The organism is Micromonospora maris AB-18-032, assembly GCF_000204155.1.
Lineage (GTDB): Bacteria > Actinomycetota > Actinomycetes > Mycobacteriales > Micromonosporaceae > Micromonospora > Micromonospora gifhornensis.
In genome coordinates this window covers 1397096-1409682 of record NC_015434.1, presented here as the reverse complement: position 1 = coordinate 1409682, position 12587 = coordinate 1397096, and the positions used below count along the sequence as shown (strand labels likewise).

Here is a 12587-nt window from a genome sequence, read left to right as displayed (position 1 = left end):
ACCGCCGCCAGCCGGGGTGGGAAGAGGCGGGGACGGTCAGTCGGTGATGGTGGCGGAGCCGAGGACGATGTCGCCGGCCGGGTCGGGGCGGTAGGCCACGATCGCCTGGCCGGCCGCCACCCCGCGAACCGGCCGACGCAGGTCGGCGTGCAGCCGGTCACCGTCGACGGTGACGACGGCGGGCACGACGACACCGTGCGCCCGCAGCTGCACCTCGCACTCGATCGGCTGCTCGGGGCGCGCGCCGCCGGTCCAGACCGGACGGGTGGCGGAGACGGTGGACACCTCCAACGCCTCGGCCGGGCCGACGGTCACCGTGTTGGTCTTGGGCGTGATGGACAGCACGTACCGGGGTCGCCCGTCCGGGGCGGGCCGGTCCAGGTGCAGGCCACGTCGCTGCCCGATGGTGTACGCGTACGCCCCGGCGTGCTGGCCCACCACGGCGCCGGTGGTCGCGTCGACCACGTCGCCGGGCGACTCGCCGAGCCGCTGGGCGAGGAAACCTCGGGTGTCGCCGTCGGCGATGAAGCAGATGTCGTGCGAGTCAGGCTTGTCGGCCACGGCCAGGCCACGCTCGGCGGCCTCCTGCCGCACCTGGGCCTTTGTCGAGTCGCCGAGCGGGAACATCGACCGGTCCAACTGCTCGCGGGTGAGCACGGCCAGCACGTACGACTGGTCCTTGGCCTCGTCGACGCTGCGGCGCAGCAGGCCGTCCGGGCCCAGCCGGGCGTGATGGCCGGTGACCACCGCGTCGAAGCCGAGAGCCACCGCCCGGTCCAGCACCGCGGCAAACTTGATCTTCTCGTTGCAGCGCAGGCACGGGTTGGGGGTACGCCCGGCCGCGTACTCGGCGACGAAGTCGTCGACCACGTCGGCGTGGAACCGGTCGGCCATGTCCCAGACGTAGAAGGGGATGCCGAGCACGTCGGCCGCGCGCCGCGCGTCGCGGGAGTCCTCAAGCGTGCAGCAGCCCCGCGCGCCGGTGCGATAGGTCTGCGGGTTGCGCGCCAGAGCCAGGTGTACGCCTGTGACGTCGTGACCGGCCTGCACCGCCCGCGCCGCCGCCACGGCGGAATCCACGCCGCCGGACATCGCCGCCAACACCCTCACCCGGACCACTCTCCCTTCCCGTCGAGCCTATCCCCCGCGCCGGCACTTGCCGGTGACCGGTACGGCCGGTGTTAACAAGGGCCCCCTGCTCTACCGGAGGCGTTAACAGGGGGCCCTTCCTTCGCCGTCAGCGAGGGCTGCGTTGGGCGGCGCGACGGGCTCGTTCGACCGCCCCCGGGAGGGCCGCGATCAGGGCGTCGACGTCGGCGGAGGTGCTGGTGTGGCCGAGGGAGAACCGCAGCGACGAGCGGGCCCGGTCGTCATCGGCACCCATCGCGAGCAGCACGTGCGAGGGCTGCGCCACCCCCGCCGAGCAGGCCGAACCGGTCGAGCAGTAGATGCCCTGGGCGTCCAGCAACAGCAACAGGGCGTCGCCCTCGCAGCCGGGGAAGGAGAAGTGCGCGTTACCGGGCAGCCGGTCGTCGGGGTCGCCGTTGTAGACGACCTCCGGTACCGCCTGCCGTACCCGCTGGACGAGGTCGTCGCGGAGCGCGGCCACCCGGGCCGCGTACTCCTGCTGGCCTTTCACGGCGGTCTCGACGGCGACGGCGAAGGCGACGATGCCGGCGGCGTCCAGGGTGCCGGAGCGCACGTCGCGTTCCTGCCCGCCGCCGTGCAGCAGTGGGACGGCGGCCACGTCCCGGGCCAGCACCAGCGCACCCACCCCGACCGGGCCACCGAGCTTGTGCCCGGTCACGGTCAGGGCGGCGACGCCGCTGGCGGCGAAGTCGACAGGTACCTGGCCGACCGCCTGGATGGCGTCGGTGTGGAACGGCACGCCGTACTCCACCGCGACGGCGGCCAGATCGGCGATCCGCTGCACGGTGCCGACCTCGTTGTTCGCCCACATCGCGGTGATCAACGCCACCTGATCGCCGTGCTCGGCGAGTTCGGCGCGCAGCGCGTCGGGGTGCAGCCGGCCGACCTCGTCGACCGGCAGCCAGCCCACCTCGGCGTTCTCGTGCCGCTCCAACCAGTCCACCGCGTCGAGTACGGCGTGGTGCTCGATGGCGCTGGAGACCACCCGGCGACGTCGGGAATCGGCGTCCCGGCGGGCCCAGAAGATGCCCTTGACCGCGAGGTTGTCGCTCTCCGTACCGCCACCCGTGAAGATCACTTCGGAGGGCCGGGCACCGAGGGCGGCGGCCACCCGTTCCCGTGACTCCTCCACCCGCCGACGGGCACGTCGACCGGACGCGTGCAGGGAAGACGCGTTGCCGACCTCGCGGGCGGCCACGACGTACGCCTCGAGTGCCTCGTCGAGCACCGGGGTCGTCGCAGCATGATCCAGGTAAGCCATCACGACTCAGCCTAACGACCGCTAGCGCCCCGACCGCAGGCTGGATAACCCGACGTCGACATCAGAGCGGCACCGCGGTCACCACGATGTTGTCGCGGTACCGGCGGGCCTCGGCGTCGAAGGGCCCGCCGCAGGTGATCAGAGTGAGTCGCGGCCGGCCGTCACGGGCGAAGTAGCGCGCCAACGGGATCTTCGTCTTGTCGTACTCCTCGCGCGCCACCACCCGGTAGGTCCGCTCGATCCCGTCGTCACCGGTGGCCGTCAGCGTGTCGCCCGGCGCGAGGTCCCGCAGCCGGTAGAAGGCGCCCCGGCCCTGCTCGGCGCTGTCGACGTGGCCGGCGATCACCACCGAGCCGGTCTCGGCGGCGAGGCCGGGGCCGTAGCGGTACCAGCCGACCTGGTCGACGCTGGGCGGTACGTCGAACTCGCCGGTGCGCCTGTCCACGCCGACCGGGTCGACCCGGGCGGTGACGTCGATCGCGGGGATCCGGAGCCGGACCGGCGGCACTGTTCCGGTGTCGCCGGGCAGCGCCCCCGGGGCGACCGGCACCGGGGTTGACCCCGCCGACGACGCACCGAGCGACGACGCACCGGCCGACGGACTCGGTTCGGCGAGCGCGGCGGCCTGGTCGGCGCCGACGCTCCCGTCCGGCCGGGACACCACGGCCAGCACGGCCGCCACGGCGAGCGCGGTGGCGCCGGCGGCGACCGCCGCCAGCGCCCCACGGTTGACCTTGCTCACCGGCGGCCCGACCGGACGACTACCGCCCGCGCCCCACCGGCGACCAGCAGCAGGACTCCGGTGCCCGCCAGCGCGTACCACCAGAGACCCAGGCCGGTGTCGGCCTGGCCACCGGTGCCGCTCGGCACTCCGGAGGGCGCCGAGTGCAGGCCGTCGATGGTCTGCGCCACCACGGTCAGGTTCTCCGCCTCGGCGGAGCCGGTGGCGTAGACGATCGTGGCGGTGCCCTCGCGCAGGTTCAGGTCGGCCGGCCCGATCACCACCGTGTCGGTGCCCGCGAGCACCACGTCCGCCGAGACGCTGCCCGCGTCCACGTCGGCCTTTGCCTCGTTCGGGTTGGTCAAGCCTTCGAAGACCGGGCTGCCGCCGGCCCGTACGTCCACCGCCGGCGCGGCGGCGGTGTGCCGGACGATCAGCCGGGCCTTGCCGGCGTCGACCTTGGCGGTGTCGTTGACGAACGGGGTGATCGTCGGCTCACCCTCGGCGTCGAGGTGGGCGGCGATGCTGATGTTCGCCCCGCCCGGCACCTCGGCGTCGTCCGCGGTCAGGATCGCCTGTCCGATGGGCTCGCCGGGCTTGGTCAGGGCGATGTCGTACGACCCCTCCGGCAGGTCCAGCGGGCCGGCCACGTCGCCGGGCTTGAAGTTCTCCAGCGTCTTCTCCCCGTTGACGTAGACGTCGACGGGGGTGTCCGGAATGCCGTGGACGACGGAGACCTTCGAGGTGGCGGCGTACGCCGGGGTGGCCGTCGCGATGCCGGCACCGACGAAGGTCAGCGCGGCGACCGCGCCACCTGCGGCGGCCCGGCGAAGGTACGCGAACTGCATGTCTGCCTCCTGCTGTTTCGTGCTGGTTCGTCAGGCTTGCTGTGCACCCCGAGTTACGCCGGCACCTCGCCGCCCGGATGCGGTTGGAGGCGACTTTCTTTTTTCGTCCGAGAGCGCATCCAACGGGCACCCGGCGGACGAAAAGCAGTGGAGGAGCCATCGGGCTGACGGACGGGTCGCGGAGCCACGCCGGGCGACAGAGGGGACGGCACTGGTGCGAGCTACAGTCGGGCATGCCTCCAACCAGGCGAGCCGTCTCGTGACAGAGATCCGGCAGCAGCCGGACACTCCCGAGGACGAGTTGGCCCGACGCTTCCGCGCCGGTGACGAACGGGCGCTGCGCGAGGCGTACGAGCGTTACGGGCGGGCCGTCCTGCACCTGGCCACCAGCACACTTGTCAACCGCAGCGACGCGGAGGACGCGACCCAGGCCACCTTCGTCGCCGCCTGGCTCGGTCGGGACACCTTCGATCCGACGAAGGGCTCGCTGGTCGGCTGGCTGCTCGGAATCGGCCGGCGCAAGGTCATCGACCGCCTGCGCTCCTCCGCGCGGGAGAGCCGGGTGGTCGAGACCGTACGCCAACTGCCCGAGCCGGTGCCTCCCGGCAACGACCCGGACACCGTGGTCGACCGGTTGGTGGTGGCCGACGAGTTGGCACGGCTGCCGGACGAGCAGCGACGCATGTTGGAATTGGCGTTCTTCGACGATCTGACCCACCAGCAGATCGCGGCGGTCACCGGGGTGCCGCTGGGCACGGTGAAGAGTCACATCCGGCGGGGCATGGCGAGCCTCAAGCGCAGATGGGAGGTGGACGGTGCAGCATCTGGAGCACGACCGGCTGATATTTCTGGCGCTCGGTGAGGGTAAGGCGGACAACGCCGACCGCACCCATCTCGACGCCTGCTCGCACTGCCGCGCCGAGTTGGCGGGTCTGCGTGAGGTCGCCGGTCTCGGTCGGTCCACCCAGTCCCTGCGTGACCTGCCCGACCCGCCGGAGCACCTCTGGCAGGGCATCACCGCCGAGATCAGGACGGCTGAGCAACTGCCCACGCTGACCACCGCTCGGCCGCAGCCGGCCGATCAGCGGGACGGTCCGGTCGCGCCGCGGTCGCGCCGACCTCGACGGTGGGTCCGGTACGCGGTCACCGCGGTCGCCGCCGCCGCGGTCGGCATCGCCGGCACCGCCGCCGTGCTGCGCGAGGGCACGCCACCGCCACCGCCGGTGACGGCCAGTGCCCAACTGGCCGCGTACGGTTCGACCCCGCCACAGGCCCGGGGCGACGCCCGCGTGCTCGGCACCGGAGAACTGCACCTGCACGTGGCGAATCTCCCGCCCGTGTCGGGGTATTACGAGGTGTGGCTGATCAACCCGCAGAACATGGAGATGTTCTCGATCGGCGTTCTCGGTGGCGGCTCTGACGTACTCTTACCGCTGCCGCCGAACGTGGATCTCGGGCAATATTCTGTCGTCGACGTCTCCGCCGAGCAGTTCGACAACAACACCGCCCACTCCGGCGACAGCCTGTTGAGGGGCTCCCTGACGGGCTGATCGGCGGGCCGGTTCAGCTCCCCGGCCCGCCGATCAGCTCCCATACGGCGCGGCCGCCGCCCGGTTGAACCGGACGGCGGCCGCGACTGTCTCGGGCGGATGCCCTACTTGCGCTTGCGGATCTCCTCGGCGGCCTGCGGGACCACCTTGAACAGGTCACCGACCACGCCGAAGTCGGCCAGCTCGAAGATCGGCGCCTCACCGTCCTTGTTGACCGCGACGATGGTCTTCGAGGTCTGCATGCCGGCCCGGTGCTGGATCGCGCCGGAGATGCCGAGCGCGACGTACAGCTGCGGGGAGACGGTCTTACCGGTCTGCCCGACCTGGAACTGGTGCGGGTAGAAGCCGGAGTCGACCGCCGCGCGGGACGCGCCGACGGCGCCGCCGAGCAGGTCGGCCAGCTCCTCGACCAGCTTGAAGTTGTCCGCGTTGCCGACCCCACGGCCGCCGGCGACGACTACACCGGCCTCGGTGAGCTCGGGGCGGGAGCCCTTCTGCTCGGCCACCCGGTCGACGACCCTGGCCAGCTTGTCGGTGTCGCTGACGGTCACGGTGAGCTGCTCGACCGCCGGGGTGGCGGCGGCCGGGGCCGGGGTGACCGAGTTCGGCCGGACGGTGACCAGCGGCAGGCCCCGGGTCACCTTGGAGGTGACGATGGTCGAGCCGGCGAAGGCCACCTGGGTGGCGGTGCCGTCGGCGGCCAGGGCAACCACGTCGGTCAGGATGCCGTTGTCCAGCTTGACCGCCAGCCGGGCGGCGATCTCCTTGCCCTCCTGCGAGGAGGCGAGCAGGACGGCGGCCGGCTGCACCCGCTTGACCAGGTCGGCGACCACGGTGGCCTTCGGCGCGACCAGGTAGCCGTCGATCTGCTCACCCTCGGCGGCGTAGATCTTCTCCGCGCCGTACTCACCCAGTTTGGCCGACAACGCGTCGGCGGCACCGGCCCCGCCGAGCACCACGGCCGACGGGGTGCCCAGCTCACGGGCCAGGGTGAGCATCTCAAGAGTGACCTTCTTGACGCCGAACTCGCGAGTGGCCTCGACGACGACGAGAACCTCAGACATGTCCCACACCCCTCACACGAACTTCTCGGTGGCGAGGAACTCGACAAGCTGCACGCCGCCGGAACCCTCGTCGGTGACCTTCGCGCCACCGGAGCGCGGTGGACGCTTGCTGTGCTCCACGACCGCGCTTGTCGCCCCGGCGAAGCCGACCTCGTCCGCGGCCACGCCCAGGTCGGCCAGGGACAGCGTCTGCACGGGCTTCTTCTTGGCGGCCATGATGCCCTTGAAGGACGGGTACCGGGGCTCGTTGATGGTGTCCCACACCGAGACGATGGCCGGCGTGGTGGCGGTGACCACCTCGTAGCCCTCCTCGGTCTGCCGCTCCACGGTCAACGTGCTGCCGTCGACGGTGAGTTTGCGGGCACCGGTCAGCGCCGCGACACCGAGCCGCTCGGCGAGCATGTGCGGCATCACCTGCACCCGGCCGTCGGTCGACTCCGACCCGCAGAGCACCAGGTCGGCGTTGAGCTGCCCGAGGGCGGCGGCGAGCACCTTGGAGGTGGCCACCGCGCACGAGCCGTGCAGGGCGTCGTCCACCACGTGCACCGCCTTGTCCGGACCCATCGACAGCGCCTTGCGGATCGACTCGGTCGCCCGGTCCGGACCCATGGTCAGGATGGTCACCTCGCCGCCGTGCGCTTCCTTGATCTTCAACGCCTCTTCGATGGCGTATTCGTCCATCTCGTTGATGACGTTGTTCGCCGAACCGCGGTCGACTGTGTTGTCGTCACTGCGCAGGTTGCGGTCCGCGCCCGAATCGGGCACCTGCTTGACGAGTACGACGATATTCATCGCGCTTCGACGACCCTCCTGCTGTGGTGGTGTGATCACTTGCCCGGGTATCGGGCGCAGCCTCGCTCCTTAATGACCGTTAGGTCAACCGGAAGCCGCTGTGCGGTTGCCCACGACGCAATGTTACCTGTCAGTAGCTTTGCCTTCCGGGCACACCCCGAGTGACTCAGCTCACCGACATTCTGCCGTCCCTGGGCACCGTCGCCGAACCGGCACGCGCCGACCGCCTCGGGCCGCCGGCCCGCTTCAGGCCGCCGGATCGCCCAACGCCGCCGCGATCCGCTCGATGACCTGCGCCTCTGCCGCACTGATCCCGTTGTGGGCCCGCGCCGTACGATCGGCGGCGGCCAGCACCACCGAGCGGTAGATCGCAACGTCCTCCGGCGCCTTCTCGGTCAGGGTCCTGACCGCCTGCCGCAGCGCGGGCAGCACCACCGACTCGACCTGCGACTGCGAATCACGCGGCAGCTTCGGCAGCGGGCCACTGCTCAGCGCCGCCTTGACCACACCACTGGCGTCGGCGATCGCGCCGGCGGCGGCGAAGCTCTCGCGGAACATGGCCAGCACCCCCGGGTCGGCGTTCGACACCAGGAACACGGCGCCGAAAGCCCCCGTCTTGAGGATCAGCATCTCCTCGTCCGTCAGCGACTGCGCCATGATCACGGAGTGTAGACGTAGGGCGTGGTGCTGGTGACCGGGACGAGCCCGAGCCGCCCCAGCAGTGGACGACTCTCGTCGGCGGCGTCCACCTGCAACAGGGTCCGGTCGCGCTGGCCGGCGAGCCGCGCCCGGTAGGTGACGAGCGCCCGGTAGACGCCCTGCCGACGCCACTGCGGATGCGTCGACCCGCCCCAGAGGGTGGCGAAGGTGGTGTCCGGCGGGTAGCGGACCCAGCCGGCGCTGATGACCGTCTCCCCCGCCTCGGCCACCACGACCGTGATCGCCTGCGGATCGGCGGCGATCTCCCGTTGCAGCCCGTCGGCGAGGCCGGACACATCGTGTCCCCACAGCTCGGTCTCCAGCGCCGCGATCCGGTCCAGGTCCGCGCGGGTGGTGACCTCCCGCAGGCGTACGCCCTCGGGCACCACCGGCAGCGCGGAGGCCAGCGGGGCGACCGGGCCGACCATGACGGTCTCCTGGGCCTGCGGCACGAAGCCGGCCGCGCGCAGCCGCTGCGGCAGGTCCGCCGGCTCGTCGTGGCCGTGCAACTTCCACTCGACCGGCTCGCCCCGCTCCCGGGCCACCGCCGTCTGGCGGGCGATCAACGCGTCGAGTTCGGCGTCGACCGCCCCGCCGAGGTCCCGGTAGGTCACCAGGCCGACGTCATCGAGGCCGAACACCCGGAACAACGGTCCGTCCTGCTCCACCCGTGCGCCCTGCGGTACCGGGTCAGGCAGGCCCGGCCGAAGCTGGGCGTCGTACGCCGCACGCAAAGTGGTCACATCAAGATCCGTCATGTTTCCAGGCTATGCCCAGTTCGCACCGGATAATCACCACCGTGTGGCAAAGGATCAGGAATTGGTTCGACCCTGATGAGCTTCGGTCGGTGGGCACCACCCCCGACTACCGCTTCTCGCTGGCCAACGAGCGGACCTTCCTGGCCTGGCTGCGTACCGGGCTGGCCCTGGTGGGTGGTGGACTCGCGGCCGCGCAGTTCCTCCCGGCCCTGCCGCTGCGGCACCTGCGCGAGGCGATCTCCATCGCGTTGCTGCTGCTCGGCGGCGCGGTCGCGGTCCGCGCCATCGACCACTGGGCACGCGTCGAACGGGCCATCCGGCTCGACCAGCAACTGCCCGCGTCCCGCTTCCCGGCCGTACTCGCCGTGGTGGTGGGGCTCGGCGCGCTGCTGCTGGTGGTGGCGGTTCTGGCCGGGGCGCTGGGCGGATGACCGCTGTACGCGACCCCGGTCTCCAGCCCGAACGGACCCGGCTGGCCTGGCGTCGCACCATGCTGGCGGTGACCGTGGTGACGATCCTCGCCGTCCGGCTCGGGCTCACCGGCGGCCGGGTCGGTGCGCTGCTGACCGCGCTCGCCATCCTCGGCTGGGGAGCCACGATCACGCTCTGCTGGCGACGGGCGGTCGGCAGCGGCGTACCCGACACCAGCGTCCGTACGCTCTCCGCCGTGGGCCTCTGCGTCGCCGGTCTCGCCCTGATCGGCGTCGTACTGGTCGTGTGCGGGGTGTGAGCATCGACGGGGAGTAGGACATGATGGGTACATGGCCCGGCTCTACATCCTCTTTTTCCTGGTGCAGGTCGTCCTCGCCGTCTGCGCTCTGATCAGTTGCCTCTCGGCCGAGGAGGAGGACGTTCGTCACCTGCCCCGGATCGCCTGGGTGCTGATGATCCTGTTCTTCCCGGTGATCGGCTCGATCGCCTGGTTCCTCGCCGGCCGCAAGCGCAACCCCGCCGGTGGTGGGGTGTTCTCCGGCGGAGCTCAGCCCGCCGTACGCCGGCCGGCCCGGCCGCTCGCGCCGGACGACGACCCCGAGTTCCTGCGCTCGATCGAGGAGCGCTCGCGCCAGGAGGACCAGGAACTCTTCCGCCGCTGGGAGGAGGACCTGCGCAAGCGCGAGGACGACCTGCGCCGCCGCGAGGGCGACCCGCCCCGCGAGGAGCCCCGCCCCGAGGTGTGACCACCCGGGGCAGGTCGCCCCTTGCTCAGGCCAGGTTGGACGAGCGCGGGTAGGCGTCGGCCGGGTCGGTGATGACGTTGACCAGGTAGGGCACCCCGGCATCGAAGGCCCGCTGCAGGGCCGGGCCCAGGTCGGCCGCCTTGGCGACCGTCTCCCCCGCCCCGCCCAGGGCGGTGACCACCTGGTCGTAGCGCAGCTCGGGCTGCAGGTCGGCGGCGACGTCGTAGCCGTACATGGCCCGCATCGGGTGCTTCTCCAGACCCCAGATGCCGTTGTTGCCGACCACCATGACCACCGGCAGCTTCTGCCGGACCAGGGACTCCACGTCCATCAGCGAGAAACCGGCCGCGCCGTCGCCCATCAGCACACAGATCTGCCGGTCCGGGTGGGTGACCCGGGCGCCCATCGCGTAGCCCATGCCGGTGCCGAGGCAGCCGTACGGGCCCGGGTCGAGCCAGGTGCCCGGCTGGGCCGGCTCCAGGTAGCGACCGGCGTACGAGACGAAGTCCCCGCCGTCGCCGATGGTGATCGCGTCGCGGGCGAGGACCTTGCGCAGCTCGCCGTAGACGCGGGCCGGGCGGATCGGGTCCGTCTCGGCGGCCATCTCCTCGGCGTCGCGGGCCTTCGCGGCGTCCTCGGCGGTACGCAGCTGCGCCACCCAGTCGGTGTGGTCGGCCCGGTCGCCGGTGTATCCGGCCAGGGTGGTGAGGATGGCACGCAGGTCACCGGCGGGCGCGACGGCCGGCTGCACGTGCGTGGCCCGCTGGCTAGGCGCGTCGACGATGTGCACCACGGTGGCGTCGCCGAAGTCGCCGAAGGAGAGCCGGAAGTCCAGCGGGGTGCCCACCACCACGACCACGTCGGCACCCTTGAGCGCCACCCGCCGGGCCTTGGCGAAGGCCAGCGGGTGCTCCGGCGGCAGCGCGCCGCGGCCCATCCCGTTGGTGAAGACCGGCACGTCGAGGGCCTCTGCGGCGGCGCGCAGGGCCGCCACGGCGTCACCGGCGTAGACGTCGGAGCCGGCAATGACGACCGGCCGCTGCGCCCCGGCGATCAGGCCGGCGGCCTTCGCCACCTCGTCGGGGTCGGCCTCGACCGGGTCGAGGGCCGGCCCGGCCGGCAGGTCGGCGTCGCCGGTGGAGAAGATCGCCTCCAACGGGAAGTCGAGGAAGACCGGGCCCCGGTGCGGGGTGAGCGCGGTGGTCAGCGCCGCGGCGACGGCCCGGGGGATGTCGTCGGCGCTGAACACCGTCTCGGCGTGCTTGGTGACCGGGGCGACAAGCGGCAGGTGGTCCATCTCCTGGAGGCTGCCGGAACCCCACCGGAACTGCGGTGCCCGCCCGCCCATCACCAGCACCGGCGAGGCGTTGAAGTAGGCGCTGGTCAGACCGGAGATGCCGTTTGTCACGCCGGGGCCGGCGGTGAGCACGGCCAGGCCGGGGCGGCGCTGCAACTTCGCCACCGCCTCGGCGGCGAAGACGGCGGACTGCTCGTGCCGCACGTCGTAGAGCGGGAAGCCGGTCTTGTGCGCGGCGTCGTAGAGCGGAAACACGTGCCCGCCGGAGAGGGTGAACATCTCGCGTACCCCGTACGCGCGCAGCGCCGCGAGGGCGAGCTCTCCGCCGTGGCCTTCGATCCGCTCCGTCATCGCCGCTCCCTCTCGTCGCCTGACCGGAGTCACACGCTACTGGCCGGTAGGAGAAATGTGAACCATTCTCAGCGACCGGTGAAGTCCGGTTTGCGCTTCTCCACGAAGGCGACCATCCCCTCGCGCCGGTCCTCGGTGGCGAACAGCGCCGCGAAGAGTTGACTCTCCCAGGCCAGACCCGAGTTCAGGTCCATGTCCAGGCCGCCGTCGACCGCGAGCTTGGCCGCGCGCAGCGCCTGCACCGGCCCGTTGAGGTACGGCTTCACCAGCGCCACCGCCGCGTCGTAGACCTCGGCGGCCGGGACCACCCGGTCGGCCAGGCCGATGCGCAGCGCCTCCTGGGCGTCCACCATCCGGCCCGACATGATCAGATCCTTGGCGCGGGCCGGGCCGATCAGCCGGGCCAGCCGCTGGGTGCCACCGGCACCGGGGATGATGCCCAGCTTGATCTCGGGCTGGCCGAGCTTGGCGTCCTCGGCCACCACCCGCCAGTCGCAGGCCAGCGCCAGCTCGCAGCCGCCACCGAGGGCGTACCCGGTGATCGCGGCGACCACCGGCTTGGGGATCCGGGCGATCGCGCCGAGCGCGCTGGACAGGTCGGCGGCCCGAGCAGCCATGTCCACGTAGGACATGTCGGCCATCTCCTTGATGTCCGCGCCGGCCGCGAAGACCTTCTCGCCGCCGTACACGATGACCGCGCGCACCTGCGGGTCGGCGGTGGCCGCCGTCGCGGCGGCGCGCAACTCCTCCTGGACCTGAGTGTTGAGCGCGTTCATCGGTGGCCGCTCCAGCCGAATGGTGCCGATGCCGTCCCCGGTCTCCAGCCGCACGAACTCGCCCACGCTGAGCCTCACTTCCTCGTCGAAGTCGCCTGCCAACCTTACGACCAGCCGCCGTCGGCACGTAGTCTGGCTGCCAG

At 71.8% G+C, this 12587-nt stretch carries 15 protein-coding genes; 5 read left to right on the top strand and 10 right to left on the bottom strand.

Translation table 11 applies throughout. The annotated features are described in order from the left end of the window. Window positions 1-36 precede the first annotated feature (36 nt). The 4 genes from mnmA to VAB18032_RS06500 all read right to left on the bottom strand — a co-directional run bounded on the left by mnmA (window position 37) and on the right by VAB18032_RS06500 (window position 3979). On the bottom strand, window positions 37-1110 hold the full coding sequence (gene mnmA / locus VAB18032_RS06515) for a tRNA 2-thiouridine(34) synthase MnmA (protein ID WP_043723233.1): 1074 nt from the start codon (window positions 1108-1110) through the stop codon (window positions 37-39). A 127-nt stretch (window positions 1111-1237) separates the two neighbouring features. Continuing rightward, complete coding sequence (locus tag VAB18032_RS06510) at window positions 1238-2410, bottom strand: cysteine desulfurase family protein (RefSeq protein WP_043719847.1); 1173 nt, start codon at window positions 2408-2410, stop codon at window positions 1238-1240. 61 nt (window positions 2411-2471) lie between these two features. After that, window positions 2472-3152, bottom strand: a complete 681-nt coding sequence (locus VAB18032_RS06505; protein ID WP_013731999.1) for a class F sortase — start codon at window positions 3150-3152, stop codon at window positions 2472-2474. After that, window positions 3149-3979, bottom strand: coding sequence for a DUF4397 domain-containing protein (locus VAB18032_RS06500; RefSeq protein WP_013731998.1), 831 nt, complete (start codon window positions 3977-3979; stop codon window positions 3149-3151). The genes VAB18032_RS06505 and VAB18032_RS06500 overlap by 4 nt, the downstream gene beginning before the upstream one ends. Window positions 3980-4238: 259 nt before the next feature. Here VAB18032_RS06500 and VAB18032_RS06495 point away from each other — a divergent pair, with 259 nt between their 5' ends. Continuing rightward, window positions 4239-4841, top strand: a complete 603-nt coding sequence (locus VAB18032_RS06495) for an RNA polymerase sigma factor (protein ID WP_013731997.1) — start codon at window positions 4239-4241, stop codon at window positions 4839-4841. Then, window positions 4795-5529, top strand: a complete 735-nt coding sequence (locus VAB18032_RS06490; RefSeq protein WP_013731996.1) for an anti-sigma factor — start codon at window positions 4795-4797, stop codon at window positions 5527-5529. Before VAB18032_RS06495 ends, VAB18032_RS06490 begins: the two co-directional genes overlap by 47 nt. A 104-nt stretch (window positions 5530-5633) precedes the next feature. Here the strand turns inward: VAB18032_RS06490 and VAB18032_RS06485 are convergent, their stop codons facing one another. The 4 genes from VAB18032_RS06485 to VAB18032_RS06470 form a co-directional block, all read right to left on the bottom strand. After that, a complete protein-coding gene (locus VAB18032_RS06485; RefSeq protein WP_013731995.1) occupies window positions 5634-6593 on the bottom strand; it encodes an electron transfer flavoprotein subunit alpha/FixB family protein in 960 nt (319 codons plus the stop codon). A gap of 12 nt (window positions 6594-6605) precedes the next feature. After that, a complete protein-coding gene (locus VAB18032_RS06480) occupies window positions 6606-7385 on the bottom strand; it encodes an electron transfer flavoprotein subunit beta/FixA family protein (protein WP_013731994.1) in 780 nt (259 codons plus the stop codon). Window positions 7386-7631: 246 nt separating this feature from the next. Then, on the bottom strand, window positions 7632-8048 hold the full coding sequence (locus VAB18032_RS06475) for a hypothetical protein (RefSeq protein ID WP_013731993.1): 417 nt from the start codon (window positions 8046-8048) through the stop codon (window positions 7632-7634). Further along, a complete protein-coding gene (locus VAB18032_RS06470; RefSeq protein WP_043719841.1) occupies window positions 8045-8842 on the bottom strand; it encodes a GNAT family N-acetyltransferase in 798 nt (265 codons plus the stop codon). Before VAB18032_RS06470 ends, VAB18032_RS06475 begins: the two co-directional genes overlap by 4 nt. Window positions 8843-8883: 41 nt before the next feature. On the opposite strand from VAB18032_RS06470, the gene VAB18032_RS06465 reads away from it, so the two are divergent. Genes VAB18032_RS06465 through VAB18032_RS06455 form a run of 3 tightly spaced genes read left to right on the top strand, consistent with a single transcriptional unit; the run spans window position 8884 to window position 10020 of the window. Next, on the top strand, window positions 8884-9273 hold the full coding sequence (locus tag VAB18032_RS06465; RefSeq protein ID WP_043719837.1) for a YidH family protein: 390 nt from the start codon (window positions 8884-8886) through the stop codon (window positions 9271-9273). Next, window positions 9270-9572 (top strand): DUF202 domain-containing protein, encoded by a 303-nt coding sequence (locus VAB18032_RS06460; protein WP_013731990.1) that lies wholly within the window; start codon window positions 9270-9272, stop codon window positions 9570-9572. Before VAB18032_RS06465 ends, VAB18032_RS06460 begins: the two co-directional genes overlap by 4 nt. A gap of 31 nt (window positions 9573-9603) precedes the next feature. Continuing rightward, complete coding sequence (locus VAB18032_RS06455; protein ID WP_013731989.1) at window positions 9604-10020, top strand: PLD nuclease N-terminal domain-containing protein; 417 nt, start codon at window positions 9604-9606, stop codon at window positions 10018-10020. 25 nt (window positions 10021-10045) lie between these two features. On the opposite strand, the gene VAB18032_RS06450 is transcribed toward VAB18032_RS06455, so the two are convergent. Beyond that, window positions 10046-11668, bottom strand: a complete 1623-nt coding sequence (locus VAB18032_RS06450; RefSeq protein WP_013731988.1) for an acetolactate synthase — start codon at window positions 11666-11668, stop codon at window positions 10046-10048. 68 nt (window positions 11669-11736) lie between these two features. Further along, a complete protein-coding gene (locus VAB18032_RS06445) occupies window positions 11737-12510 on the bottom strand; it encodes an enoyl-CoA hydratase-related protein (protein WP_013731987.1) in 774 nt (257 codons plus the stop codon). Window positions 12511-12587: the final 77 nt, after the last annotated feature.

Excerpts from the sequence above, each read along its gene's own strand:
- VAB18032_RS06510 (WP_043719847.1), bottom strand. The coding sequence starts at position 2,410 with ATGGCTTACCTGGATCATGCTGCGACGACCCCGGTGCTCGACGAGGCA.
- VAB18032_RS06500 (WP_013731998.1), bottom strand. The coding sequence starts at position 3,979 with ATGCAGTTCGCGTACCTTCGCCGGGCCGCCGCAGGTGGCGCGGTCGCC.
- VAB18032_RS06485 (WP_013731995.1), bottom strand. The coding sequence starts at position 6,593 with ATGTCTGAGGTTCTCGTCGTCGTCGAGGCCACTCGCGAGTTCGGCGTC.
- VAB18032_RS06480 (WP_013731994.1), bottom strand. The coding sequence starts at position 7,385 with ATGAATATCGTCGTACTCGTCAAGCAGGTGCCCGATTCGGGCGCGGAC.
- VAB18032_RS06470 (WP_043719841.1), bottom strand. The coding sequence starts at position 8,842 with ATGACGGATCTTGATGTGACCACTTTGCGTGCGGCGTACGACGCCCAG.
- VAB18032_RS06460 (WP_013731990.1), top strand. The coding sequence starts at position 9,270 with ATGACCGCTGTACGCGACCCCGGTCTCCAGCCCGAACGGACCCGGCTG.
- VAB18032_RS06455 (WP_013731989.1), top strand. The coding sequence starts at position 9,604 with ATGGCCCGGCTCTACATCCTCTTTTTCCTGGTGCAGGTCGTCCTCGCC.
- VAB18032_RS06450 (WP_013731988.1), bottom strand. The coding sequence starts at position 11,668 with ATGACGGAGCGGATCGAAGGCCACGGCGGAGAGCTCGCCCTCGCGGCG.